We start from the raw sequence: 24,209 nt of genomic DNA on the forward strand, positions 1-24,209 counted from the left end.
GGCCGATCTGGCAAGGCGGCGGAGCGAAGTCGTGCCGGATCGCCCTTCGAGCGACGCCAACGCCGTCAGCCCGGTGCCGGCACCGCGCAGGTCCGGGCAGAGCACGCCGCGGAACCGGGTGGCACCCGAGTGCCCGCGCCAGCCACGAAAACCCGGGGAGCCGAGCCATGCCCCACCGGTAGCCTCGCGCCATGGCGTTCGTGCGGAGCATCAGTGTCGGGCAACCACAGGACAGGGACTGGGCGGGGATCGGCCGCACCTCGATCGACAAGCGCCCCGTGGGCGGCCCGGTCGCCGTCCACGAGCTCGGCGTCGCGGGTGACTCCGTCTCCGACACCCGGCACCACGGTGGCCCCGACCAGGCCGTCTACGCCTACGCCCGCGAGGACCTGGACTTCTGGGAAGCCGAGCTCGGCAGGCCCGTCCGTGACGGCCAGTTCGGCGAGAACCTGACCACCGAGGGCATCGACCTCAACGCGTTGGAGGTCGGGACCCGGCTGCGGATCGGGGAGCCCGGCGTCGGCGTCGTGCTGGAGGCGGTCTACGTCCGCACGCCCTGCAACGACTTCAAGGGCTGGATGGGGGAGAGCGGCTTCGACCCGCGCGCCTGGGTCAAGAGGTTCACCGCCGCGGCCCGGCCCGGCCCCTACCTGCGGGTGCTCGAGACCGGGACGATCGCTCCCGGCGACGCGATCGCCGTGGTCCACCGCCCGGGGCACGGGGTGACGATCAGGGACATGTTCGTGGCGCTCAACACCGACCGCAGCCGGCTCCCGGAGCTGCTGGTCATCGAGGACCTGCTGCCCAAGGTGCGCGCGAAAGCGGAGGAAATAGTCTCGCGGACGGCCCGTCCGCTACCCCCCGCGGAGCCTGTGGCCTAGGTTACTGCCCAGTCACCCCGTCTCGGACGAGCACCACAGGGAGCGTCATGCCCGTCAACCACGACACCGATTTCCTCGAGCACATGCCGACGAACTGCGCGGTGCAGTTCCTCGACCGCGTCGAGAAGAGCGCCGACCGGGAGGCCTTCCGCTTCCCACGGGGTGAGGCAGAGGCATGGGAGTCGGTGACCTGGCGCCAGGCCGGCGATCGGGTACGCCGCCTCGCTGCCGGTCTGCTCTCGCTCGGGCTCGAGCAGGAGGATCGTGTCGCCATCGCCTCGTCCACCCGCTACGAGTGGATCGCGGCCGACCTGGCGGTCATGTGTGCCGGCGGCGCGACCACGACGGTCTACCCGACGACCGGCAGCGACGACACCGCCTACATCATCGGCGACTCCGGCAGCCGGGTGGTCTTCGCCGAGGACGCCGACCAGGTCGCCAAGCTGCAGGAGCATCGCGCCGAGCTGCCCGAGGTCATGAAGGTGGTCGTCTTCGACCCCGCGGTCGCGGACGGCGAGTGGATCATCTCCCTCGACGACCTCGCCGCGCTCGGCGAGGCCCTGCTCGCTGAGCGGCCCACCGCCGTGGACGAGGTCGCCCGCTCCATCGAGCCCGACCACCTGGCCACGCTGATCTACACCTCGGGGACGACCGGTCGGCCCAAGGGGGTGCGCACCCTGCACCGCGGCTGGGTCTTCGAGGGCGAGGCGATCAAGGCCCAGAACATCCTCGACGAGACCGACCTGCAGTTCCTGTGGCTGCCGATGGCGCACGCCTTCGGCAAGGTGCTGCTGTCCACCCAGCTCGCGTGCGGCTTCGCCACGGCGATCGACGGCCGGGTCGACAAGATCGTCGACAACCTCGCGGTCGTGCGGCCGACCTTCATGGGCGCCGCGCCCCGCATCTTCGAGAAGGCGCACGCCCGGATCGTCACCATGCAGTCCGCCGAGGGCGGGCTGAAGGAGAAGATCTTCCTCAAGGCGTTCGAGGTCGGCCGCAAGGTCGACGCGCTGCGCCTCGCCGGCCGGTCCGTGCCGCTGCCGTTGAGGCTCCAGCACGCGCTGTTCGACAAGCTGGTCTTCAGCAAGGTCCGCGAGCGCTTCGGTGGTCGGGTCCGCTTCTTCATCTCCGGGTCGGCCGCGCTCAACGCCGACATCGCCACCTGGTTCCACGCGGCCGGCGTCCTCATCCTCGAGGGCTACGGCATGACGGAGAACTCCGCGGGCGCGACGGTCAACCACCCGGACGCCTACAAGATCGGCACCGTCGGTCAGCCGTTCCCCGGCACCGAGGTCCGCATCGGCGAGGGCGGCGAGGTCCAGCTCAAGGGCCCGCACGTCATGGCCGGCTACCACAACCGTCCGGAGGCGACCGCCGAGGCGATCACCGCCGACGGCTGGCTGCGCACGGGCGACAAGGGCTCGCTCGACGCCGACGGCTTCCTCACCATCACCGGCCGGATCAAGGAGCTCTTCAAGACCTCCGGCGGCAAGTACATCGCGCCGCCGGCGATCGAGGCCAAGTTCAAGGCGATCTGCCCGTACGTCAGCCAGTTCATGGTGTTCGGCGCGGAGCGCAACTTCGTCTCGGCGCTGATCACCCTGGACCCCGACGCGATGGCCGGCTGGGCCGTCGAGAACGGCAAGGAGGGCAAGGACTACACCGCCCTCGTCAACGACGACGCCGTCCAGGCGATGGTCCAGGAGTACGTCGAGGAGCTCAACGCCCAGCTCAACCGCTGGGAGACGATCAAGAAGTGGAAGCTGCTCGACCACGACCTGACGATCGAGTCCGGTGAGCTCACCCCCTCGCTGAAGGTGAAGCGCAACGTGGTCGAGAGCAACAACGCCGACCTGATCGCCTCCTTCTACTCCTGACCTTCGCCTGACGGGCCGGCGGTCCGGGTCACCTGCGCGGGACCCGGACCGTCCGCACCGCCGGCAGGGTTCCGGCGTCCCCGGACCAGCTGACGACGTACGACGTGGCGCGGGCGCGCTGCTTGCGGAGCACGACCACGGCTCGTCCGGACGCGTCCACGGTGGCCGTCGCGAGGACCTTGGTCCCGCGGGTCACCACGACGGTCCCGCTGGACGCGGTCGCGCCGACCTGGACGGCGAGGCGCACCTTCCGCTTGCGCGCCTTGCCGGCCGGCCGGGTCTTCGAGGTCGTGACGACCAGGTCGGCGGTGGCCCGCGCGACCGGTGGGGTGGCGCCGCTCGTCGTGGTCAGCGGCTCGTAGCCGGTGCTGGTCAGCACCACCCGGACCCGGATCGCGCGGCCCGCCTGTGCCGGGCCCAACAGCAGGCTCGGCTGGGTGGCGCCGGGGATCGCGACGTCGTCGGCCAGCCACTGGTAGCCGGCCTCGACGCCCTCGGGCAGGGCCGGGAGGCCCGCGGTGAGGCGCTGTCCGACCACGGGCTGCCCGGTCACGGCTGCGCTGACGTCGAGGTCACGGACCGCGGCGCGGACCGGAGTGCTCGGCTCGGACGCGGGCCACCGGGTCGCGTAGCCGGCCCGTTGCAGGGTCGCCTCCGCCACGAGGCGCTTCCCGGCGTCGGCCGGCTGGATGACGTACGTCGCACCGGTCCCGCGGACCTCTCCGTCGACCTTCCAGCTCCACGCGGTCCCGTACGGCTGCGGGGTCACGTCGATGCTCGCGGTGACGGTGCCGCCGACCACCAGGTCGCCGGTGATGACCGGTGTGGAGTAGGTCGGCGCGTTGAGGCCGACGTAGCTGGCTGCAGAGGTGGTGACGACGTCCGCGTAGCCGGCGCGGGACGAGGTCGCCCGGACCGAGAGCCGGGTGAGGGTGTCGGCTGCGGAGGTCTGGTACGTCGCGCCGGTGGCGCCCGGGATGGGAGTGCCGTCGCGCAGCCACTGGTAGGACACGGAGGTCGCGGCGGGGGTCGTGCGCGGCGGCGTGACCTCGGCGAGGTCGTCGGTCTGGAGGTTGCCGGTGACCCGGGGAGGCTCCTGGACGGTGAAGTCGCCGGTGACCACCTCGTAGGTGGCGGTGGTCGTGCTCGTCCGGCCGGCGCGGTCGGTGGCGGTCACCTCGACGTGGTGGGTGCCCGGCTGCGAGGTGTCGACGGCGGTGCCGCTCGGTGCGGGGCCGGAGCATGACGCGATGCCGGAGACGGCGTCGGCGCAGGTGTAGGTGAGCGCGACGTCGCTGTGCTGGACGACGCGGGCGCCGTCGAGAGGCGCGCTGATCGTCACGGTCGGGGCACCTCGGTCGACGCCGAACCACGCGATCCGGCTGGCCTCGTTGTCCGCGCGGTCGATGGCGGTGACGGTCACCTCGGTGACCCCCTCGGTGCCGAGCGTGATCGTGCCGCCGCTGCGACCGAGCGGCGCGCTGGACTCCTGGGCGCCGGTCAGCTGGTAGTCGGCGGACGACACCGATCCACCCGGGTCGGACACGGCCGCGTTGAGCGTGACGGTGTCCTGGAACCACTGGTTGCCGGCGGGGTCGAACGCGATGAGCGGCGCCTGGAAGTCGTCGCCGGGGTCGATCTCGGCGTGGGCGGGGGCGGTTCCGAGCAGCAGCGCGGCGGCGGTCAGTGCGCCGGCGGCGGTCGGGAGGGTGGCTCGCACAGGGCTCTCCTGGGGGTCGGGACAGGTGCCCCGGTCGGGGACACATGAGGCCTGTGCCGGCGAGGAGGTCGATCGGTTCGCCGACCTGCGGCCGGCGACCTCCTCCGGTCCCGACAGCGAGCCGACAGCAGGCGCACAGGCAGGCTCGCGAGACTCGCGGCATGAGCCACCACCGCCACGCGGCCGACCAGACCGAGAAGACCGAGGAGCACGACCTCGGGCTCGCCCACGACCTGCCGAGGATCATGGCCCGGCGCGGGCTGCTCGGCCTGCTGGGTGGCGTCGGCGCCGCCGCGGCGCTGACCGCCTGCGGTGCCGACGACACGTCCGGTACGACGGGCCGGGGCCAGCCGCCCAACGGCGCGCCGCCCGGCGGCATGGACGGGGACAGCAGCGTCGAGGTCGCCGAGGGGGAGATCCCCGAGGAGACCGCCGGCCCGTACCCGGGCGACGGCAGCAACGGTCCCGACGTGCTGGGCGAGTCGGGTGTCGTGCGCAGCGACATCACCTCGAGCTTCGGCTCCGGCACCGGGGTCGCCGAGGGGATCGCGACGACCGTGAGGCTCAAGGTCTACGACCTCGACGGTGACGAGGTGACCCCGCTGGCCGGGGCCGCGGTCTACCTGTGGCACTGCGACCGCGAGGGCCGCTACTCGATGTACGACGACGAGATCGCCGAGGAGAACTACCTGCGCGGCGTCCAGGCGGCCGACGCCGACGGTGCCATCACCTTCACCACGATCTTCCCGGCCTGCTACGCCGGCCGCTGGCCGCACATGCACTTCGAGGTCTACGAGAGCCTCGACGCCGCCACCGGCGCGGCCGACAAGCTGCGTACCTCCCAGCTGGCGCTGCCCGAGGACGTGTGCCGCGACGTCTACGCGAGCGAGGGCTACGAGCAGAGCGTGCAGAACCTGGCGCAGCTGAGCCTCGAGACCGACGGCGTCTTCAGCGACGGGTACTCCCTCCAGCTCGCCAAGGTCACCGGCTCGGTCGAGGACGGCTACACGGTGAGCCTCAACGTGCCGGTCTGAGGTCCGGGCTGGGAGACTGGCTCCGTGCCGTCCGCCCTCCCCGAAGGTGACCCCGTCCCGACCGACGGGTCGCTCCCGCCCGAGGCGCTGGCCGAGGCCGGCACCCGCCCGTTCGCGTTCTACGTGCACGTCCCGTTCTGTCGGGTGCGCTGCGGCTACTGCGACTTCAACACCTACACCGCCGAGGAGCTCGGCCCCGGCGTCTCGCGGGCGTCGTACGCCGACCAGGTGGTCGCCGAGGTCCGGCTGGCCCGGCGCGTGCTGGGCGAGCGTGACCTGCCGGTCGACACGGTCTTCCTGGGCGGCGGCACCCCGACGCTGCTGCCGCCGGAGGACCTCGGTCGGGTGCTGCGCGCGATCGACGACGAGTTCGGCCTGGCGCCGCACGCCGAGGTGACCACCGAGGCCAACCCCGACTCGGTCGACCTGTCCTCCCTCGAGCGGCTGCGGGAGGCGGGCTACACGCGCGTCTCCTTCGGCGTGCAGTCCGCCGTGCCGCACGTGCTGGCCGTGCTCGACCGCACCCACGACCCGCTGCGGGTCCCCCGCATGGTCGAGGCGGCGCGGGCGGCCGGGTTCGAACAGGTGAGCCTGGACCTGATCTACGGGACGCCGGGGGAGAGCAACGACGACTGGGAGGAGACGCTGGAGGCGGCGCTCGCGTGCGCGCCGGACCACGTGTCGGCGTACTCCCTCATCGTCGAGGACGGCACCGCGCTGGCCCGCCGGGTGCGGCGCGGCGAGCTGCCGATGCCGGACGACGACGACCTGGCGGACAAGTACGTCCAGGCCGACGAGCGGCTCGCCGCGGCCGGGCTCGGCTGGTACGAGGTCTCGAACTGGGCGCGCGACGACGCCGCCCGCTGTCGGCACAACCTCGGCTACTGGGCGGGCGCGGACTGGTGGGGGATCGGCCCGGGTGCCCACTCCCACGTGGGCGGGGTGCGCTGGTGGAACGTCAAGCACCCGGTGGCGTACGCCGGCCGGCTGGCCGAGGGCGTGACGCCCGCCCACGCACGGGAGGTCCTCGACCCGCAGACCCGCCGCGTGGAGCGGGTGCTGCTGGAGGTCCGGCTGCGGACCGGCCTGCCGGTCGACGTCCTCGACGGCCTCGGCGACGGCACGGCGCGAGCCGTGCTGCCGGGCCTGGTCGCCGACGGACTGGTCGAGGACCGGGCCGACCGCGTGGTGCTCACGCTGCGCGGCCGGCTGCTCGCGGACGGGGTCGTGCACCGGCTCCTGGCATGAACTTGTATTAAATATAGTGTTACACTCGACTTTATGAAGAAGTCGGGTGATGTCGTCGGCCCCGTGATCGGGTACGTCCCGGGTGCCTTCGACCTGTTCCACGTCGGGCACCTCAACGCGCTGCGCCAGGCGCGGCAGTGGTGCGACGTGCTGGTGGCCGGCGTCGTCGCCGACGAGGTGTGCGTCGCGACCAAGGGCGTGCTCCCGACCGTCCCGCTCGCCGAGCGGCTCGAGATCGTCGAGGCGATCGGCATCGTCGACGCCGTCTACGCCGAGAACAGCGCCGACAAGACCGACTCGTGGCGCGACGTCGGCTTCCACCGGATCTTCAAGGGCGACGACTGGCAGGGGACCGCCAAGGGGCAGCGGCTCGAGGCGCAGATGGCCGCGCTCGGCGTCGAGGTCACCTACTTCCCCTACACGCTGCAGACCTCCTCCACCGCGCTGCGCAAGGCGCTCGCCCACCGCGGGGCCTCCTCGGCATGACGGTCGCCGTTTCCGACGACGGCCTGCTCGTCCCGCCCGGCGGCGCGCCGCTCGTGGTCGAGATCGACGGTCACTACGTCTGGTCGCTGACCCCGCTGCGCGACGGCCGACCCTCCGGCGGGGGTTTCCTGGTGCCGTGGCCCGGTGTGCTCCGTCCCCACCTCAGCGGTCGGGGCCGGGTCCGGGTGACCGACGCCTCCGGCGCGGCCGTCCTGTACGACGACGAGGTCGGCCTCGGCACCGGAGAGGGCCCGCTCGCCGTCGTCGACCGGGCCGGCCACCGGCTCAGCGTCGACAAGGTCGGCCACCTGGCCCGCTCCTTCGCCGCCACCGACGCGGCCGTCCGCGACGAGATCCTCGCCGGCACCCGCCGCGCGATCGACGACCTGCGCGAGCACGCCGGCGTCGCGGCGTACCTCAACTACGGGGCGCTGCTCGGCGCCGTACGCGAGGGGCGGATGCTCGCGCACGACTCCGACACCGACCTGTGCTACCTGTCGGCCCACACCTCGCCCGCGGACATCGCCACCGAGTCCTACCGGATCACCCGCGCGATGCGGGCCCGCGGCTGGCGGGTGCTGCGGATGTCGGGCGGCGACGTGAAGCTGCTGCTGCCGCTCTCCGACGGCCGGGTCTGCCACATCGACGTGTTCTCCGCCTTCCACGTCGGGGACACCTTCTACCAGTTCGGCAACCGCAGCGGCCGCCTGCCGCGGGAGGCGATCGTGCCGTTCTCGACGATCACCCTGCACGGCCACGCGTTCCCGGCGCCGCGCGACCCCGAGGCGATGCTCGCCTTCCTCTACGGTCCGCACTGGCGCCGCCCGGACCCGTCCTTCAAGTACGCCGACCCACCCGCCGGCGTCCGCCGCCTCGACGGGTGGCTGCGCGGCTTCCGCACCGAGATGGGCCGCTGGACCGAGTTCCACAACGGTCCACGAAGAGCCGCGGTGCCGAAGCAGCCCTCGGCGTTCGCCCAGTGGGTCGCGCCCCAGCTCGGCGCCCTGCCGGTGGCCGACCTCGGCACCGGCACCGGGCGGGACGCGCTCTGGTTCGCCTCGTCGGGGCGCCGGGTCGCGGCGCTCGACTTCTCCCGCGCCAGCATCGGCGTCGTGCGCCGCCGCGCCCGCCACCGCGGCCTCTCCCTCGAGGTGGACCAGCTGATCCTCGGCGAGCTCCGCTCCACCCTGCTGCACGGCACCCGCCTGGCCCGCGACCCCCACCACCTCCACGCCCGCCACCTCGTCGGCTGCCTCGACCCCGCCGCCCTCGACCAGCTCTGGCTGCTCGCCCGGATGGCGCTGCGCCCCGGCGGCGGCCGGCTGTTCCTCGAGTTCGCCGTCGGCGAGCCGGGCCCCGACGACGGCCTGGTCCGTCGTACCCCGGTCGAGGTGGTGCGCCGCGGCATCGAGGCCTCCGGCGGGGTCGTCGAGCGCCTCACCACCGGCCCCGGCGACGACATGTTCGACCTGCCCGACCCGGCCGTGTGCCGGATCCGCGCCGCCTGGCCGGCGCCCGCTGCCCCGAAGGAGACCCGATGACCACCACCGACCTCGCCCACCGCGCCCGCCAGGCCCGGCGCCGGCTCCGCGCGCACGCCGGTCTGCGCGAGCGGGTCCGCGTCCTCGAGGCGGAGGTGCAGGAGAACCGTCAGCTGAACCGGCGCATCGCCGAGCTCACCGACGTCGTCACCGAGCTGCTGATCCCGCTCGAGGCCCGGGACCAGCGACGGGTGGACGAGGTGCTCGCGAGGTTCCGCTCTGGGCTGTGACTGCTGCGGTTTGGTCCCAAACCGCGGCATTTCGGCCCCGATCGTTGCGGTTTGGGACCAAACCGCAACTGGTCAGACCAGCGTGACGAAGTCGATCAGCTCCTCGACCCGCCCCAGCAGCGCCGGGTCGAGGTCCTGGAACCCGCGCACGCCGCCGAGGATGTGCTTCCACGCCCGGGCGATGTCGGCCTGGTCGCGGTGCGGCCAGCCGAGCTGCTGGCAGGTGCCCGTCTTCCAGTCGATGCCCTTGGGGACCTTCGGCCAGGCCGCGAAGCCGAGCCGCTCGGGCTTCACCGCCTGCCAGATGTCGATGAACGGGTGGCCGACGATGAGGACGTCCTTGCCGACCGGTGACTTCATGATGTTCTGCGCGATCCGGCTCTCCTTGGAGCCCGCGACCAGGTGGTCGACCAGGACGCCGACGCGCCGCTGGGGGCCGGGCTTGAAGTCGCGCAGGTGGTCGGCGAGGTCGTCGACGCCGCCGAGGTACTCCACGACGACGCCCTCGATGCGCAGGTCGTCGCCCCACACCTTCTCGACGAGTTCGGCGTCGTGTCGGCCCTCGACGAAGATCCGGCTCGCCCGCGCGACCCGCGCCTTGGCGTCGTGCACGGCGATCGAGCCGCTCGCCGTGCGGGTCGGCTTCACCGGGCCGGCCTTGGTGATCGGCGCGGTCAGGATGACCGGCTTGCCCTCGAGGAGGAATCCGGTGCCGAGGGGGAAGGTACGACGCTTGCCGTGCCGGTCCTCGAGCGTGACGGTGTCCAGGTCGCGGTCGACGGCGACGATCTCGCCGCACCAGTCGGTGGTGACCTCCTCGACCACGAGCCCCGGGTCGGCCGGCGTCTCCACCGCCCGGCCCCGCTTGGGGACCTTCCAGTCACCCGCCAGCACGTCGGTCCCGTAGCGATCCACGACGGACCACCTTAGGCCGAACCGCCGCGACTCCCGGGGCGAACACGCGGCAGCGTCAGGGTTGTGACGGGTCCTTCAGTGCTGCCCGGATCGCCGCGCCACCGCGTCCGGGTGGACCCGGGTCATGACGAGGAGATCGTCGTCCTGCCGGAAGCCGAGCGTGTTGGCCAGCGCGTTGCCGACGCCGAGCACGCTGGACGCGAGAACTCAGGCCAGGGGCAGCTGGCGGCGCGCCCGGGGGACCTGTGCGTAGCCGCGCGGGATCGCGTGGTGCAGGGCCTCGACGGGGAAGGGCCAGGTGGCGGAGCCGAGCGCCTCGGCCTCCGGGACGCCACGGGTGGCGAGGTCGCGGATGGTCTCGGCGACGGCACGCAGGTCGTCGCACTGGTCCTCGACGAAGCGGCGGTCGACCACGCCGCCGTGGCCGGGGACGACGACGGTCGAGGGCGTGGTGAGGCCGAGGACCAGGTCGAGTGTCTGCGGCCAGTCGAGCGGCCACGAGTCGCTGCCCAGGGACGGCGGCGCGGCCTCCTCGACCAGGTCGCCGGCCAGCAGCACGTCGGCGTCGGGCACCCGGACGACGAGGTCGCCCGCGGTGTGGCCGCGGCCGGGATGGACCAGCTCGACCTGGCGGTCGCCGAGGTCGATGACCGAGGCGCTGGAGAAGGTGTGGTCGGCGGGCGGCGCCGCGGGATCGGTGCGGGCGGCCGCCTCCTCGGTCGCGTGGACCGGCGGGTCGTCGTACCGTTCCTTGAAGGCGGCGTTGCCGAGCACGTGGTCGAAGTGGTCGTGGGTGTTGACCACGGCGACGACCGGGCCGGCGCGCAGGTCGCCGATCGCCGCGATCGCGGCGCGGGCCTCCGCGGCCGTGGCGAGGGTGTCGACGACGACCAGGCCGCGCTCGCCCCCCACGACGACCAGGTTGACGTCGTACGACGCAACACGGCGGACCCAGACCCGGTCCGCGACCTCGGTGAACGGCATCGGTCCACCGTAGCGACCGGCCGATCGGGGGCGAGCGCCCTGTCCGCTCCCTGCCGGTCGTGACCGCGAGACGAGGTGGGCGACCTCATGGATCGGCCAGGCGTCGGGAGGGCACGTCCCGTGGGTCCGTGCATTCGAGCGGGTCCGGGCTAGGATTGGCACTCCCGATGGTGGAGTGCCAAGTTCAGGAGGTGGGCATGCAGGAGGAGCGCAGGCTCGCCGTGCTGCGTGCGATCGTCGAGGACTACGTCTCGACGGAGGAGCCCGTCGGCTCCAAGGCGCTCGTCGAGCGCCACCACCTCAACGTCTCGCCGGCCACGATCCGCAACGACATGGCCGCGCTGGAGGACGAGGGCTACCTCCACCAGCCCCACACGAGTGCCGGCCGGGTGCCGACCGACAAGGGCTACCGGCTCTTCGTCGACCGGCTCTCCACGGTCAAGCCGACCACCCAGGCCGAGCGTCGCGCCATCGCGGGCTTCCTCGAGGGCGCGGTCGACCTCGACGACGTCGTGCACCGCTCGGTGCGGCTGCTCGCGCAGCTGACCCGCCAGGTCGCCGTCGTCCAGTACCCCACGCTCTCGCGTTCCACCGTGCGCCACATCGAGGTCGTCGCCCTGACGCCGATGCGTCTGCTGCTGGTGCTCATCCTCAGCTCCGGACGGGTCGAGCAGCGCCTCGTCGAGCTCGACGCCGACATCAGCGACGACGAGCTCGCGACCCTGCGCACCCGGATCAACCTCGCGGCCACCGGCGAGGTCATCGCCGACGCCGCCGCCGCGCTCCACGCGCTGGTCCGCGGCAGCGGCGAGGAGGACGCCCCCATCGCCTCGCCCGCGACCGTCGCCGTCGTCGACACCCTGGTCGAGGCGATGAGCGACCACCGCTCCGACGAGCGCGTCGTCGTCGGCGGTACGGCGAACCTGGCCCGGTTCGGCGACAGCTTCGAGACCTCGGTCCGCCCGCTGCTCGAGGCGCTCGAGGAGCAGGTCGTGCTCCTCAAGCTGCTCGGCGAGGCGACGACCGGCGGCGCGGTGACGGTCCGGATCGGCGCCGAGGGCCCGATCCAGGAGCTCGCCTCGACCAGTGTCGTGGCCACCGGCTACGGCCCCGACGACGCGCTCGCCGCGCTCGGGATCGTCGGCCCCACCCGCATGGACTACCCCGGAACGATGGCGGCGGTGCGCGCCGTGGCGCGCTACGTCTCCCGCATCCTCGACGAGAGCTGAGAAGAAGAGAAGTGAGCCAAGACCCGTACGAGCTGCTGGGCGTCGAGCGTGACGCCGACGCCGACACCATCAAGAAGGCCTACCGCAAGCTCGCCCGCCAGCTGCACCCCGACGTCAACCCCGACCCGGAGAGCCAGGAGCGGTTCAAGCAGGTCACCGCCGCCTACGAGGTCCTGTCCGACCCGCAGAAGCGCGCGGCCTACGACCGCGGCGGCGACCCGTTCGGCGGCGGCTTCGGCGGCCAGGGCGCGGGCTTCTCGTTCACCGACATCATGGACGCGTTCTTCGGCGGCAGTCCCGGTGGTGGGGGCGGCGGCCGCGGCCCGCGGCCGCGGGTGCGCCGCGGCCAGGACGCGCTGATCCGGATCGAGGTCGAGCTGGCCGATGCGGCCTTCGGCGTCTCCCGCGAGCTCAAGGTCGACACCGCCGTGCGCTGCACCACCTGCGACGGCGAGGGCGCCGCCCCCGGCAGCCACCCGGTGCCGTGCGAGACCTGCCGCGGCGCCGGCGAGGTCGCCCACGTCCAGCGCTCCTTCCTCGGCGAGATCCGCACGCTGCGTCCGTGCGCGGCCTGCCGCGGGTTCGGCACCGTTATCCCCGACCCGTGCCGCGAGTGCGCGGGCGACGGCCGGGTCCGCTCGCGCCGTACCCTCACCGTCAAGATCCCCGCCGGCGTCGACAACGGCACCCGGGTCCAGCTCAGCGAGCAGGGCGAGGTCGGCCCCGGCGGCGGCCCCGCCGGCGACCTGTACGTCGAGATCCACGTCGCCCCCCACGAGGTCTTCGAGCGTCACGGCAACGACCTGCACTGCACCGTGTCGGTGCCGATGACCGCCGCCGCGCTCGGGACGACGATCACGCTGCCCACCCTGGAGGCCGACCTCGAGCACGAGGAGGACGCGGGGGTCGAGACCTCCTTCGAGCTGCAGGTCCCGGCCGGCACGCAGTCCGGGCACCAGGTCCTGCTGCGCGGGCGCGGTGTCCCCGGGCTGCGTGGCGGCCGCGGCGACCTCGCGGTCACCGTCGCCGTCGAGACCCCGACCCGGCTCGACCCCCGCCAGGAGGAGCTGCTGCGCGAGCTGGCGGCGATCCGGGGCGAGGAGCAGCCCACCGGCGACGTCCGGCCGGCGCACAAGTCCGTGTTCGGTCGGCTCCGCGACGCGTTCACCCACTGAGCCGCCGGGCCACCGAGCATGACCCTGCCCCAGCACCTGGTGCCGACGCTCGACGGCGTCCGCCCCGGTGACCCCGTGACCGTCGAGGGCGACGAGGCGCACCACGCGGTCGTCGTACGCCGGCTCCGGGTGGGGGAGCGGCTGCTGCTCGCCGACGGGCTGGGCCGGGTCGCGACCGGCGAGGTGAGCGCCACCACCAAGCGTTCGTTCACGGTGGCGGTCACCGACATCGCGGACCACCCCGAGCCGCGGCCCTCGGTCACCGTCGTCCAGGCGCTGCCCAAGGGCGAGCGCGGCGAGCTCGCGGTCGAGGTGCTCACCGAGATCGGCGTCGCGCGGATCGTGCCGTGGGCCGCCGCGCGCAGCGTCGCGGTCTGGAAGGGTGAGCGTGCCACGAAGTCCCACGCGAAGTGGCAGGCCACGGCCCGCGAGGCCGCCAAGCAGGCCCGCCGCGCCTGGCATCCCGAGGTGCTGCCGCTCGCCACGAGCGACGACGTGGCCGACCTGATCGCCTCGGCCGACGTCGCGATCGTGCTGCACGAGGACGCCACCGAGCCCCTCGGCGCCCTCGCCCTGCCGGCCGACGGCCACCTGGTCGTCGTCGTGGGCCCCGAGGGCGGGCTCACCGACGACGAGGTCGCCCGGTTCGTTGCGCACGGCGCGGTCGCCGTACGCCTCGGGGCCGAGGTGCTGCGTACCTCCACCGCCGGCGTCGCCGCCGTCGCCGCCCTGCTCGCGCGCACCCCGCGCTGGGGTGGTCTGACCAGCTGACGATTGGGCACAAACCGCACGTCAGCGGCCCCGAATCGCACGGTTTGGTCCCAAACCGCATCACCTCAGTGGGCCAGCAGGGTCTCCACGCGCGCGATCTCCTCGTCCAGCCCGGCCCGCTCGGTCCGGGTCAGGTCGCGGACCATCTCCACGACCGTGACCCGCCCGTCCTCGACCCGCCACAGACCGGCGAGCCAGCCGTCGACGTAGATCGACAGCGCCTGCGCGCCGTTGGCGCCCATCCACAGCCGGCGGTGCTCCGGTGCGGTGACCCGGTCCCGGCCCGCGTGGGAGAGCCAGACGTTGTCGTAGTTGCCGAGCAGGCGCACTGGCGCCGGTGCGTCCTCGTCGGCGACCGGGGCGCCGGGGACGTCGTAGAGGACCTTGCCGTCCTCGTCCTCGTGGACCTCGAGGTCCGCCATCGCCTTCACGACCGGTCCCAGGCGGGTGATCCCGGACCACGCCGTCATGTCGGCGGCGGTGCTGGGGCCGAACGCCGCCAGGTAGCGACGCACGATCGCGGGCACGTCGGGCTCGGTCAGCGAGAGACCGGTCCATCGCTCCGCGTGGTCGTAGGCGACGGCGGTCGACCCGGTCGGCTTCCAGCAGCCGCGCGGGGGCAGCTGGACGAGCACCTCGGCGATCCGGGCCACCTGCCCGAGCTGGGTGGCGGTGTACGCCGGGAAGCGTTCGGCCAGGGCGGCCCCGAGCCGGCGCTGGGGGAGCGGGCCGTCGGCGAGGACGTCGTGGACCGCCGTCGAGAACGCCGACCGGTCGACCTCGCGCGCCGTCCCGATCGTCTGGCTGACCTTCATCTCCCGCTCGCGCACCGGCGCCGCCCAGACCGGGAGCGTCACGGCATCGGCGGGCAGGTGCAGGTGGACGGTGTCGCGCAGGCTGAGGACCCGCACCAGTGAGCGGTCCTCGATCGCCGCGCTCACCGCGACCGGGTCGAGGTCGGTGAGCCGGGCCGCCAGGGAGAGGTACGGCGACAGCGGCTCCTGGGCCTGCAGCCCGACCAGGTGTCCGATCATGTCGGTCGGGTCCATCGCGACCCGCTCGAGGAGGTGCTGGCGCAGCAGCAGGGTCCGGTTGAGCCGGAGCCGGCTGAACCTCACCGGACCGTGATCCGCTTGGTGTCCTCGGTCGGCCCGCCGCCCTCGCCGCCCGACGGGTCGTCGGTGCGGGCGACGAACGTGTACGTGCCGGCCGGCAGCTCGCTCACGTCGACCTCGCTGGTCCACGGGTAGAGCTTGTCGATCCAGCCCTCGGCGGTGGCGAAGCCGTCGAGGACGACCTTGCCGGAGGAGTCCTGGACCTCCCACGGGACCGTGGCCTCGAACGAGCTGGCCCGTCCGGTCGCGGTGAAGGTGTCCCCGACGGCGGTGCCCTCGGCGGGCTCGGTGACGTTGACGCCGGCGAGCACGTCGAGCTCCGGCTGGGCGGCGGCACCGCTCGGGACGCCGAGGTAGGAGACCTCCTTGCCGTCGAGGTAGAAGTCGACGGGCGCCGCGGTCCGCACCGGTTCCGCGGATCCCTCGGGCAGCGGTGAGCTCTGCACTGTCCACACCAGCTGCTGGACAGCCAGCTCCGCGTCCTTGGCGCTCATCCCGTCGGGCCGCTCGGTCCAGGACGCGTCGGTGAGCTCGACGCTGAAGGAGCCGTCCTCTCCGGTGCCGTCGAAATGGACCTTCGGCAGGAGGCTCCCGGGAGGCACCAGCGTCCGGTAGTCGGGGTCGGCCGGCGCCTGCTGCAGCACCGTGGCGGAATCGCCGACCGCGGGCACGACGTGCACCTCGGCGTACAGGGCGGCGCCGTGAGGCGTGTCGCCGACGAAGTACGCCCAAACGGTCTGTTCCGGGGCAGGTTCCTCGGAGGGCGACGGGGTGGCTGCCGTCGACGGGGCGGGCGACGGCGTTTCCTGCGTGGTGCGCTCGTCGTCGCCGCAGCCGGCCAGCGCGCCCAGGGCGAGGACGGCGCCGACGGCGGAGAGGGTGCGGGGGAGGCTCATGCCACGATCCTCCCCGATGCCGTCGACACTGGATGGAGGGCAGGACGGCCGCGCGTGTCGGTGCGACTAGGGTCGGTCCCGTGACGGATCCCGACTGCCTGTTCTGCAAGATCGTGGCCGGTGACATCCCGGCCGAGGTCGTCCACACCGGCGAGCGAACGGTCGCCTTCCGCGACATCAACCCGCAGGCGCCGCTGCACGTGCTCGTCGTGCCCCGCGACCACGAGCCGAACGCCGCCGCCTCCGCCGACGCCGACGCCTCCATGTTCGCCGAGATCGCCACCACGGCGCGTGCGGTCGCCACCGGGGAGGGGTACGACGACTACCGCCTCGTCTTCAACACCGGCTCCGGCGTCGGGCAGACCGTGTTCCACACCCACTGCCACGTGCTCGCCGGCCGCCCGATGGGCTGGCCGCCGGGCTGAGCCTGCTCCGGCCGACGGCCCGAGCGTTGGTGGGGGTCCGGCAAACGAGTGGGCGCGACACGGCCCTGCCACGTACGATGGTGGGGCCGAACCGTCGTCCCTGAAAGGCCGCCCGTCCCGGGCATCCATGACCGACTCATCCACCTCCGTCACCGCAACCTCCTCGGCTGCTTCCGCCCGCCACACCGTCGTCGTGCCCAACAGCATCGACATGGTGACCCTGTTCGGTCCGGGCGACGAGCACCTCGGCATCATCGAGAGGAAGTTCGGCGTCACCCTCCATGTCCGGGGCAACCGGATCACGCTCAGCGGTGACGTCCTCGAGGTCGAGCTCGCCGAGAAGCTGATCGACGAGCTCGTCGCGATCCTGCGCACCGGCCAGGGCATCACCACCGAGGTCGTCGAGCGCGTCGAGGCGATGCTGCGGGTCCAGACCGCCACCTCCGAGCGGCCCGCCGACATCCTCTCCCTCAACATCCTCAGCAACCGCGGCCGCTCCATCCGGCCCAAGACGCTCAACCAGAAGCGCTACGTCGAGACCATCGACAAGCACACGGTCACCTTCGGCATCGGCCCGGCCGGCACCGGCAAGACCTACCTCGCCATGGCCAAGGCCGTGCAGGCGCTGCAGGCCAAGCAGGTCAACCGGATCATCCTCACCCGCCCGGCGGTCGAGGCGGGCGAGCGGCTCGGCTACCTGCCGGGCACGCTGAGCGAGAAGATCGACCCCTACCTGCGCCCGCTCTACGACGCGCTGCACGACATGCTCGACCCCGAGTCGATCCCCAAGCTGCTCGCGGCCGGCACGATCGAGGTCGCGCCGCTGGCCTACATGCGCGGCCGCTCGCTCAACGACTCCTTCATCATCCTCGACGAGGCGCAGAACACGACGCCCGAGCAGATGAAGATGTTCCTCACCCGGCTCGGGTTCGGCTCCAAGATCGTGGTGACCGGTGACGTCACCCAGGTCGACCTGCCCTCGGGCACCACCTCGGGCCTGCGGATCGTGGAGAAGATCCTCGACGGCGTCGAGGACCTCGCGTTCGTGCGACTGACCAGCCACGACGTCGTGCGCCACCAGCTGGTGGCGCGGATCGTGGCGGCGTACGACGACTTCGACGCCAAGTTGGAATCGCAGAAGGAATCGCAGAAGGTGGCCAGGAAGGCCGTCAAGAAGGGCGAGCAGGAGTGAGCATCGAGATCCTCGACGAGTCCGGCAGCGGGCTCGACGTGAAGCACTTCTCCCAGCTGGCGCGGTTCGTGATGGACCAGATGCGCGTCCACCCGCTCGCCGAGCTGTGCATCAAGGCGGTCGACGAGGACACCATCGCCGAGCTCAACGAGCGGTGGATGGAGAAGGAGGGCCCGACCGACGTGCTGGCCTTCCCCATGGACGAGCTGCGTCCCGGCCTGGTCAACGAGGAGCCCGAGGAGGGCGTCCTCGGTGACCTCGTGCTGTGCCCGGCCGTCGCCGAGCGTCAGGGCGAGGCCGCCGGCCACGGCACCCTCGCCGAGCTCGAGCTGCTGACCACCCACGGGATCTTGCACCTGCTCGGCTACGACCACGCCGAGCCGGAGGAGCACAAGGTGATGTTCGGTCTGCAGGACCAGCTGCTGGCCCAGTGGCGGGCGCAGCCGGCCACATGATCGCCGACAGTCTCTGGCCGCTGGGTGCAGCGGCCGTCCTGGTGGTGCTTGCCGGGCTGTTCGCGGCAGCGGACGCGGCCCTCGCGGGGTTCTCGCGCGCCCGCGCTCAGGAGATGGTGGGCGAGGGAAGGGCCGGCGCCGGGCGTCTCGTCGCCGTCCTCGAGGACGCCCCGCGGCACCTCAACACCGCGCTGCTGCTGCAGCTGCTGTGCGAGATCGCGGCCATCGTCGTCGTCACGCTGTACGTCGACGACCGGCTCGACTCCTCCTGGTGGGCCCGTGCCGGCGTGGCCCTCGCGATCATGCTGGTCGTGTCGTTCGTCGTCGTCGGCGTCGCGCCGCGCACCGTCGGCAGGCAGCACGCCGAGACGGTCGCGTTGTGGTGCGCGTGGCCGCTGTCGGCGCTGACCACGGTGCTCGGCCCGCTCCCGCGGCTGCTCATCCTGGTCGGCAACGCGATCACGCCGGGCCGTGGGTTCCGTGAAGGCCCGTTCCAGACCGAGACCGAGCTGCGCGAGCTGGTCGACATCGCCGAGGCCTCCGAGCTGATCGAGGCCGACGAGCGCAAGATGATCCACTCCGTCTTCGAGCTCGGCGACACCACCGTGCGCGAGGTGATGGTCCCGCGCGGCGACGTGGTCTACATCGAGAGCCACAAGAACCTGCGCCAGACCATGTCGCTGTTCCTGCGCTCGGGCTTCTCCCGGGTGCCCGTCGTGGGGGAGAACCTCGACGACGTCCGCGGCATGGCCTACCTCAAGGACGTCGTGCGCCGCGACTTCGAGGCGCCCGACGTCGAGCTCACCCAGAAGGTCGAGGAGGTCATGCGCCCGGCTGTCTGGGTGCCCGAGTCGAAGCCGGTCGACGACCTGCTGCGCGAGATGCAGCTGCGCCGCCTCCACGTGGCGATCGTCGTCGACGAGTACGGCGGTACCGCCGGCCTGATCACGATCGAGGACCTGCTCGAGGAGATCGTCGGCGAGATCACCGACGAGTACGACGAGGCGGAGATCGAGGTCGAGCACCTCGGCGACGGCGGCGACGACCCGAACGCGAAGGTCCGGGTCTCCTCGCGCTACCCCGTCGACGACCTCGACGAGCTGTTCGGCTTCTCCATCGAGGAGGAGGACGTCGACTCGGTCGGCGGCCTGCTCGCCAAGCACCTGGGCCGGGTCCCGATCCCCGGCTCGGTCGTCGAGGCACACGGCCTGCGCTTCGAGGCCGAGCATGCCGCCGGACGCCGCAACAAGATCGGCACCGTGCTCATCTCCCGGGTTCTCGACGAGGACCCCGAGGACGACTGAGACCACCCGGCCTCCGGGGGTGCCGTGTTCGGTTCACCTACCAGAACTGTCGTCGGTTCGCCGCGGAGGCGACGAGTCCGGTAGGTGAACCGTCGGAGCGGGCCCGGTCAGTCAGGCAGCAGCGCCCACGGGTCCTCGGGGCGCCACACTGTCGGGAAGTGCAGACCGACACCCTGCCGGTCCGCCAGGCGGGTCAGGACCGCCATCGTCGCGTCGAGGTCGTCGCCGAGGTAGGGGAGAGCACGCAGCGGCCGGTCGAGCGGGCGGAAGAAGTCGTCCCAGTGGATCAGCACGACCTCCCGGGCGCCCACCGCGCCGACCGTCTCGGCCCAGTACTGCTCGATGTACCCGGTGTCCTGGACGCCGAGCTGGCCGATGCCGAGGTACGCGACGTCGGCATGCCGGCCGGCGAGGGCACCCGGCCGGAACCCGGCACTGCCCTGGACCAGGGCCGTGCGGCCGCTGGCGTGCTCCACGAGGATCGACCAGGCCTCGCCGCACCGGTAGGCGTCGGTCCGAGTGGGCGGTACGACGGGCGCGGTGATCGCTCCGGGATACCGGTCCGGCGGGCAGTGCTCGCCCTCCACCCAGGTCAGCCGGAACCCGCCGACCGTCACTGCCTCGCCCGGCACCACGACCCCGATCCGCTCGTCGGGCAGCCCGCCGCCGCGACCGATCTGCGCGACCGACGTACCCCCGAGGAGTCGGGCGCCGGTCCGCTGCGCGACGACGGCGGAGTCCATCGCGTGGTCGAAGTGGGTGTGCACCGGCGCGACCACCGCGACCCGCTCGATCCCGGCGCGGGCCAAGGTCGCGTCGATCCGCGCCTCGTCCGGCGCGATCCTCCCGAGCGCGACGCGGGGGAGGGAGGGGCGGGAGAAGAACCCGTCGGTGAGCACGGCCGTCGTACCGTCCTGGATCAGCAGGCTGGCCACGCCGAGGAAGGTCACCGTGACGCCGGCCGTCCCGGTCGTGGCCTGCGGGAGCCCGAACCGGTCGGCGTACCGCCCGATCTCGGGGCGCCCCAGCCGCAGCCGCAGGCTCAGCCCCATCTCAGGCCCCCGGGACGATCCGGATGTCGCGGTCGGCGCCGTCGCCTAGGGCGGCCAGCGCCTCCTGGTAGGCCGGGGTGAGGTACGCCGCCCGTGCGGCCTCGACGCTGTCGAACTCGATGAGCACCGTGCGCTCCTGCAGCCCGGCCTCGTAGACCTGCTCCGGCAGGCCGCGGGCCAGGAACCGGCCGCCGGCCGCGGTCAGGGCGGGAACGGAGAGGGCTGCGTAGGCGGCCATCTTCTCGGCGTCGTTGATGGCGCGGTAGGCGCCGATCCAGTAGGCAGGCATGGCGTCATCCTGCCGCAGCTCGGGAGGCGCAGCTCGGGAGGCGCCGCGCGCCGGTGATGCGCCCGGTGGTCGGGGGAGGCCTGGGCGGAGCGGGGAGGTCGGGCTCTGGGATCATGGTCCCCATGCCCGACCTCTCCGCCGAGGACCAGAAACTCGTCACCCTCGCCCGCGCCACCCGGGCCCGCATCCGGGCCGCGGAGGGCGCCGCGGTGCGCGACACCGACGGCCGCACGTACGCCGCCGCGACGATCGACCTGCCCTCCCTTCACCTGACCGCGGTCCAGGCCGTCGTCGCGATGGCCGTCGCCTCGGGCTCCACGGGCGTCGAGGCGTGCGTCGTCCTGGGCGACGCGCAGGACCTCACCGAGCCAGACGCCGCCGTCCTCTCGGACTTCGCCGGCGCCGACGGCGTCGTCGTCCACCTCGGCGACGCCCGCGGCACCATCGCCGCCACCGTCCGTGCCTGAGCGGCTGACATAAGGCGAACCTGGACGACGAAACTGGCGCTGGGACGAGGAAGTTTCCTCGTCCCAGCGCCAGTTTCACCGGCCGGCCGGTGAAACTCCCTCATCGTCGGGAACGGATGGCCCCGAAATCCACTTGGCCAAGGACACGACAACTGGTTGAGTGAGGTCAACCACCGGAGACTCGTCGTCCCCGACAGGAGTAGTTTCGAACCATGGCCATCCGCTCTTGGGAGGATCACGAGCGCGCCGTGCGCCGGCTCGGCGACTCCTACGCCGCCATCCCCGCCGGCCAGCCCGTGCGCCTCGCGAAGCGGACGACCAACCTGTTCCGGGCCCGTGCCGCCACCCGTGCGCCGGGTCTCGACGTCAGTGGCCTGGCCGGCGTGATCGAGGTGCGCCCGGACGGCCCGGACGGCCCGGTCGCCGAGGTCCAGGGCATGTGCACCTACGAGGACCTGGTCGACGCGACCCTGCCCCACGGTCTCGTCCCCTACGTCGTCCCCCAGCTGCGCACGATCACCCTGGGCGGTGCGGTGAGCGGTCTCGGCATCGAGTCGACCAGCTTCCGTCTCGGCCTGCCCCACGAGTCGGTGCTGGAGATGGACGTCTTCACCGGCAGCGGACAGGTCGTCACGACGCGTCCCGGCGACGACCTCTTCGACGCCTTCCCCAACTCCTACGGCTCGCTCGGCTACGCCACCCGGCTGCGGATCAAGCTGGCCCCGGTGCCGCCGTACGTCGCCCTGCGCCACGTCCGCATCGACGACGCCGACCTGCTGGCCAAGACGATCGCCGAGGTCGCCGCCACCCGCGAGTACGACGGCGAGCCGGTCCACGGCCTCGACGGCGTCTCCTTCGGCCCGGGGGAGCACGTCTTGACTCTCGCGCGCTGGACCGACGAGCCGGGCCCGACGTCGGACTACACCGGGCAGCAGGTCTTCTACCGCTCGCTGCAGACCTGCGACCGCGATCGGCTGACCTTCCACGACTACCTGTGGCGCTGGGACACCGACTGGTTCTGGTGCTCGGGCGCCTTCGGCGCGCAGAACCCGCGGATCCGCCGGTTCTGGCCGCGCCGCTACCGCCGCTCCGACGTCTACATGCGCCTGCTTCACCTCGACCGTCGCTTCGGCATCGCCGACCGGCTCGACCGCCGCGCCGGACGGCCGCTGCGCGAGCGGGTGGTGCAGGACATCGAGGTGCCCGTCGAACGGCTGGGGGAGTTCCTCACCTGGTTCGACGAGGAGGTCGGCATGCGCCCGGTGTGGCTGTGCCCGCTCGCCACGACCCGGTCCTGGCCGCTCTACCCCCTCGACGCCGGCAAGGTCTACGTCAACGTCGGCTTCTGGGGCACCGTCCACGTCGGCCCCGAGGCCGTCGACGGCCCGCGCAACCGGGCGATCGAGGCCAAGGTCCACGAGCTCGGCGGCCACAAGTCGCTCTACTCCGACGCTTTCTACGACAAGGCCACCTTCGACGCGCTCTACAACACCGCCCGGCTCGAGGCGGTCAAGCGCATCCACGATCCCGACGACCGACTGACGACCCTCTACGACAAGGCGGTGAGGAGCCGATGACGACGGCACATTCCGGCAAGGGCATCGCGCCCACGATCACGTCCCTGTTCGCCGGCGGTCTGCCGGTGTGGTTCAAGGCGTACGACGGCTCGTCCGCCGGGGATCTCGACCTGCCCTACGGCATCGAGCTGGTCAACGAGCGCGGCCTGGCCTACCTGATGAGTGCGCCCGGCGACCTCGGCCTGGCTCGTGCCTACGTGGCCGGCGACCTGGTCCTGCACGGCGCCCACCCCGGGGACCCGTACCCCGCCTTCTCGCTGCTCAAGGACCACACCGATTTCGGCATCCCCGGTCCGCGCGAGCTGGTCGGCGTCCTGCGCTCGCTGGGCCTGAGCCACCTGGTCCCGCCGCCGCCCCCGCCGCAGGAGCACCTGCCGGCCTGGCGCACCCGGCTGGAGGGTCTGCGTTCGCTCAGCTGGTGGGGCCGCCACTCGCACGAGCGCGATGCCGACGCGATCCGCCACCACTACGACGTCTCGAACACCTTCTACGAGCACGTGCTCGGCCCGTCGATGACCTACACCTGCGCGGTGTTCCCCACGCCGGACGCCACCCTCGAGGAAGCGCAGGAGCACAAGTACGACCTGGTCTGCCGCAAGCTCGGGCTGCAGCCGGGCCAGCGGCTGCTCGACATCGGCTGCGGCTGGGGCGGCATGGTCCGCCACGCCGCCCAGCACTACGGCGTCCAGGTGCTGGGCGTGACGCTGTCGCGCGAGCAAGCCACCTGGGCGCAGGAGGAGATCAAGAGGCAGGGCCTCGACGACCTCGCCGAGGTCCGCCACTCCGACTACCGACTGGTCGAGGAGGGCGACTTCGACGCGGTCAGCTCGATCGGCCTGACCGAGCACATCGGCATCGCCAACTACCCTGCCTACTTCTCCTTCATCCACGACAAGCTCAAGCCCCAGGGCCGGCTGCTCAACCACTGCATCACCCGCCACGACAACGTCGATCGTCGGACCGGCGCGTTCATCGACCGCTACGTGTTCCCCGACGGTGAGCTCGCCGGCTCGGGCACCATCGTCGAGGCGGTCGAGAACGCCGGGCTCGAGGTCCAGCACCACGAGAACCTCCGTGTCCACTACGCGAAGACCCTCGCCGGGTGGTGCCAGAACCTGGCCGACAACTGGGACGCCTGCGTCGCCGAGACCGACGAGGGCACGGCCCGGGTCTGGGGCCTCTACATGGCGGGCTCCCGGATCGCGTTCGAGCGCAACGAGATCCAGCTCCACCACGTGCTGGCCACCCGCACCGACGACGGGGTCAGCGGCTACCCGCTGCGGCACGACTTCTGAGCCGGAGCTCCGCGACAGGTGAGGACCGGGGACTTTGGTCCCGGGTCCTCA

Annotated in this window: 24 protein-coding genes; 17 read left to right on the top strand and 7 right to left on the bottom strand. The window is 72.4% G+C overall.

Annotation, left to right across the window (positions count from 1 at the left end):
- The first annotated feature begins 191 nt into the window (after positions 1–191).
- Together KU893_RS10025 and KU893_RS10030 are read left to right on the top strand one after the other, a co-directional pair.
- Entirely contained in the window at positions 192–881 is a 690-nt protein-coding gene (locus KU893_RS10025; protein ID WP_218234205.1) for an MOSC domain-containing protein, read from the top strand.
- A 47-nt stretch (positions 882–928) separates the two neighbouring features.
- Positions 929–2,758 carry an AMP-dependent synthetase/ligase gene (locus tag KU893_RS10030; protein WP_218234206.1) on the top strand — a complete coding sequence of 610 codons (1,830 nt, stop codon included), beginning with the start codon at positions 929–931 and terminating at the stop codon, positions 2,756–2,758.
- Between the two features lie 28 nt (positions 2,759–2,786).
- On the opposite strand, the gene KU893_RS10035 is transcribed toward KU893_RS10030, so the two are convergent.
- The gene (locus KU893_RS10035) at positions 2,787–4,478 is read right to left on the bottom strand and encodes a hypothetical protein (RefSeq protein WP_218234207.1); all 1,692 of its coding nucleotides are present in this window, start codon (positions 4,476–4,478) and stop codon (positions 2,787–2,789) included.
- 161 nt (positions 4,479–4,639) lie between these two features.
- Here KU893_RS10035 and KU893_RS10040 point away from each other — a divergent pair, with 161 nt between their 5' ends.
- Genes KU893_RS10040 through KU893_RS10060 form a run of 5 tightly spaced genes read left to right on the top strand, consistent with a single transcriptional unit; the run spans position 4,640 to position 9,017 of the window.
- Entirely contained in the window at positions 4,640–5,512 is an 873-nt protein-coding gene (locus tag KU893_RS10040; RefSeq protein ID WP_218234208.1) for a dioxygenase family protein, read from the top strand.
- A 24-nt stretch (positions 5,513–5,536) separates the two neighbouring features.
- Complete coding sequence (gene hemW / locus KU893_RS10045; RefSeq protein ID WP_218234209.1) at positions 5,537–6,760, top strand: radical SAM family heme chaperone HemW; 1,224 nt, start codon at positions 5,537–5,539, stop codon at positions 6,758–6,760.
- A gap of 33 nt (positions 6,761–6,793) precedes the next feature.
- Positions 6,794–7,246, top strand: coding sequence for an FAD synthase family protein (locus tag KU893_RS10050; protein WP_218234210.1), 453 nt, complete (start codon positions 6,794–6,796; stop codon positions 7,244–7,246).
- Positions 7,243–8,787 carry a class I SAM-dependent methyltransferase gene (locus tag KU893_RS10055; protein ID WP_218234211.1) on the top strand — a complete coding sequence of 515 codons (1,545 nt, stop codon included), beginning with the start codon at positions 7,243–7,245 and terminating at the stop codon, positions 8,785–8,787. The genes KU893_RS10050 and KU893_RS10055 overlap by 4 nt, the downstream gene beginning before the upstream one ends.
- Positions 8,784–9,017 carry a DUF6752 domain-containing protein gene (locus tag KU893_RS10060; RefSeq protein ID WP_218234381.1) on the top strand — a complete coding sequence of 78 codons (234 nt, stop codon included), beginning with the start codon at positions 8,784–8,786 and terminating at the stop codon, positions 9,015–9,017. The genes KU893_RS10055 and KU893_RS10060 overlap by 4 nt, the downstream gene beginning before the upstream one ends.
- Before the next feature lie 72 nt (positions 9,018–9,089).
- Here the strand turns inward: KU893_RS10060 and KU893_RS10065 are convergent, their stop codons facing one another.
- Positions 9,090–9,932, bottom strand: a complete 843-nt coding sequence (locus KU893_RS10065; RefSeq protein WP_257441641.1) for a DUF3097 domain-containing protein — start codon at positions 9,930–9,932, stop codon at positions 9,090–9,092.
- 207 nt (positions 9,933–10,139) lie between these two features.
- On the bottom strand, positions 10,140–10,916 hold the full coding sequence (locus tag KU893_RS10070; RefSeq protein ID WP_218234212.1) for an MBL fold metallo-hydrolase: 777 nt from the start codon (positions 10,914–10,916) through the stop codon (positions 10,140–10,142).
- A 197-nt stretch (positions 10,917–11,113) separates the two neighbouring features.
- Here KU893_RS10070 and hrcA point away from each other — a divergent pair, with 197 nt between their 5' ends.
- From hrcA to KU893_RS10085, 3 genes are read left to right on the top strand one after another with little or no spacing between them, the layout of a single operon-like run.
- Positions 11,114–12,145: a heat-inducible transcriptional repressor HrcA gene (hrcA, locus tag KU893_RS10075; protein ID WP_218234213.1), complete on the top strand. Its 1,032-nt coding sequence runs from the start codon at positions 11,114–11,116 to the stop codon at positions 12,143–12,145.
- A gap of 11 nt (positions 12,146–12,156) precedes the next feature.
- Positions 12,157–13,320 (top strand): molecular chaperone DnaJ, encoded by a 1,164-nt coding sequence (dnaJ, locus tag KU893_RS10080; RefSeq protein WP_218234214.1) that lies wholly within the window; start codon positions 12,157–12,159, stop codon positions 13,318–13,320.
- A gap of 18 nt (positions 13,321–13,338) precedes the next feature.
- Complete coding sequence (locus KU893_RS10085) at positions 13,339–14,091, top strand: 16S rRNA (uracil(1498)-N(3))-methyltransferase (RefSeq protein WP_218234215.1); 753 nt, start codon at positions 13,339–13,341, stop codon at positions 14,089–14,091.
- Between the two features lie 65 nt (positions 14,092–14,156).
- Here the strand turns inward: KU893_RS10085 and KU893_RS10090 are convergent, their stop codons facing one another.
- The gene (locus KU893_RS10090; protein ID WP_218234216.1) at positions 14,157–15,209 is read right to left on the bottom strand and encodes a winged helix DNA-binding domain-containing protein; all 1,053 of its coding nucleotides are present in this window, start codon (positions 15,207–15,209) and stop codon (positions 14,157–14,159) included.
- Positions 15,206–16,102, bottom strand: a complete 897-nt coding sequence (locus KU893_RS10095; protein WP_218234217.1) for a Gmad2 immunoglobulin-like domain-containing protein — start codon at positions 16,100–16,102, stop codon at positions 15,206–15,208. Before KU893_RS10095 ends, KU893_RS10090 begins: the two co-directional genes overlap by 4 nt.
- 80 nt (positions 16,103–16,182) lie before the next feature.
- On the opposite strand from KU893_RS10095, the gene KU893_RS10100 reads away from it, so the two are divergent.
- The 4 genes from KU893_RS10100 (at position 16,183) to KU893_RS10115 (ending at position 19,478) form a co-directional block, all read left to right on the top strand.
- On the top strand, positions 16,183–16,527 hold the full coding sequence (locus tag KU893_RS10100; protein ID WP_257441642.1) for an HIT domain-containing protein: 345 nt from the start codon (positions 16,183–16,185) through the stop codon (positions 16,525–16,527).
- Positions 16,528–16,654: 127 nt separating this feature from the next.
- Positions 16,655–17,719, top strand: a complete 1,065-nt coding sequence (locus tag KU893_RS10105; RefSeq protein ID WP_218234219.1) for a PhoH family protein — start codon at positions 16,655–16,657, stop codon at positions 17,717–17,719.
- The gene (gene ybeY, locus KU893_RS10110; protein WP_203046342.1) at positions 17,716–18,174 is read left to right on the top strand and encodes an rRNA maturation RNase YbeY; all 459 of its coding nucleotides are present in this window, start codon (positions 17,716–17,718) and stop codon (positions 18,172–18,174) included. The genes KU893_RS10105 and ybeY overlap by 4 nt, the downstream gene beginning before the upstream one ends.
- Positions 18,171–19,478: a hemolysin family protein gene (locus KU893_RS10115; RefSeq protein ID WP_218234220.1), complete on the top strand. Its 1,308-nt coding sequence runs from the start codon at positions 18,171–18,173 to the stop codon at positions 19,476–19,478. Before ybeY ends, KU893_RS10115 begins: the two co-directional genes overlap by 4 nt.
- 107 nt (positions 19,479–19,585) lie before the next feature.
- On the opposite strand, the gene KU893_RS10120 is transcribed toward KU893_RS10115, so the two are convergent.
- Positions 19,586–20,530, bottom strand: a complete 945-nt coding sequence (locus KU893_RS10120) for an MBL fold metallo-hydrolase (protein ID WP_218234221.1) — start codon at positions 20,528–20,530, stop codon at positions 19,586–19,588.
- Between the two features lies 1 nt (position 20,531).
- Positions 20,532–20,819 carry a DUF1330 domain-containing protein gene (locus KU893_RS10125; protein WP_218234222.1) on the bottom strand — a complete coding sequence of 96 codons (288 nt, stop codon included), beginning with the start codon at positions 20,817–20,819 and terminating at the stop codon, positions 20,532–20,534.
- A 122-nt stretch (positions 20,820–20,941) separates the two neighbouring features.
- Between KU893_RS10125 and KU893_RS10130 the strand changes: the two genes are divergently transcribed.
- From KU893_RS10130 to KU893_RS10140, 3 genes are all read left to right on the top strand, one after another.
- Positions 20,942–21,286 carry a cytidine deaminase-like protein gene (locus KU893_RS10130; RefSeq protein ID WP_246592399.1) on the top strand — a complete coding sequence of 115 codons (345 nt, stop codon included), beginning with the start codon at positions 20,942–20,944 and terminating at the stop codon, positions 21,284–21,286.
- A gap of 212 nt (positions 21,287–21,498) precedes the next feature.
- Positions 21,499–22,863, top strand: coding sequence for an FAD-binding oxidoreductase (locus KU893_RS10135; RefSeq protein WP_218234224.1), 1,365 nt, complete (start codon positions 21,499–21,501; stop codon positions 22,861–22,863).
- The gene (locus tag KU893_RS10140) at positions 22,860–24,158 is read left to right on the top strand and encodes an SAM-dependent methyltransferase (protein ID WP_218234225.1); all 1,299 of its coding nucleotides are present in this window, start codon (positions 22,860–22,862) and stop codon (positions 24,156–24,158) included. Before KU893_RS10135 ends, KU893_RS10140 begins: the two co-directional genes overlap by 4 nt.
- The last annotated feature ends 51 nt before the right edge of the window (positions 24,159–24,209 follow it).

Origin of the sequence: Nocardioides daeguensis (genome assembly GCF_019192965.1) — a bacterium.
Taxonomy (GTDB): Bacteria; Actinomycetota; Actinomycetes; order Propionibacteriales; family Nocardioidaceae; genus Nocardioides; species Nocardioides daeguensis.

Coding starts and splice junctions, on each gene's coding strand:
- KU893_RS10140 (WP_218234225.1), top strand. CDS start 22,860: ATGACGACGGCACATTCCGGCAAGGGCATCGCGCCCACGATCACGTCC.
- KU893_RS10085 (WP_218234215.1), top strand. CDS start 13,339: ATGACCCTGCCCCAGCACCTGGTGCCGACGCTCGACGGCGTCCGCCCC.
- KU893_RS10060 (WP_218234381.1), top strand. CDS start 8,784: ATGACCACCACCGACCTCGCCCACCGCGCCCGCCAGGCCCGGCGCCGG.
- KU893_RS10120 (WP_218234221.1), bottom strand. CDS start 20,530: ATGGGGCTGAGCCTGCGGCTGCGGCTGGGGCGCCCCGAGATCGGGCGG.
- KU893_RS10025 (WP_218234205.1), top strand. CDS start 192: ATGGCGTTCGTGCGGAGCATCAGTGTCGGGCAACCACAGGACAGGGAC.
- hrcA (WP_218234213.1), top strand. CDS start 11,114: ATGCAGGAGGAGCGCAGGCTCGCCGTGCTGCGTGCGATCGTCGAGGAC.
- KU893_RS10040 (WP_218234208.1), top strand. CDS start 4,640: ATGAGCCACCACCGCCACGCGGCCGACCAGACCGAGAAGACCGAGGAG.
- KU893_RS10055 (WP_218234211.1), top strand. CDS start 7,243: ATGACGGTCGCCGTTTCCGACGACGGCCTGCTCGTCCCGCCCGGCGGC.
- KU893_RS10050 (WP_218234210.1), top strand. CDS start 6,794: ATGAAGAAGTCGGGTGATGTCGTCGGCCCCGTGATCGGGTACGTCCCG.
- KU893_RS10030 (WP_218234206.1), top strand. CDS start 929: ATGCCCGTCAACCACGACACCGATTTCCTCGAGCACATGCCGACGAAC.
- KU893_RS10095 (WP_218234217.1), bottom strand. CDS start 16,102: ATGAGCCTCCCCCGCACCCTCTCCGCCGTCGGCGCCGTCCTCGCCCTG.
- KU893_RS10135 (WP_218234224.1), top strand. CDS start 21,499: ATGGCCATCCGCTCTTGGGAGGATCACGAGCGCGCCGTGCGCCGGCTC.
- KU893_RS10125 (WP_218234222.1), bottom strand. CDS start 20,819: ATGCCTGCCTACTGGATCGGCGCCTACCGCGCCATCAACGACGCCGAG.
- KU893_RS10115 (WP_218234220.1), top strand. CDS start 18,171: ATGATCGCCGACAGTCTCTGGCCGCTGGGTGCAGCGGCCGTCCTGGTG.
- KU893_RS10105 (WP_218234219.1), top strand. CDS start 16,655: ATGACCGACTCATCCACCTCCGTCACCGCAACCTCCTCGGCTGCTTCC.
- KU893_RS10130 (WP_246592399.1), top strand. CDS start 20,942: ATGCCCGACCTCTCCGCCGAGGACCAGAAACTCGTCACCCTCGCCCGC.
- KU893_RS10070 (WP_218234212.1), bottom strand. CDS start 10,916: ATGCCGTTCACCGAGGTCGCGGACCGGGTCTGGGTCCGCCGTGTTGCG.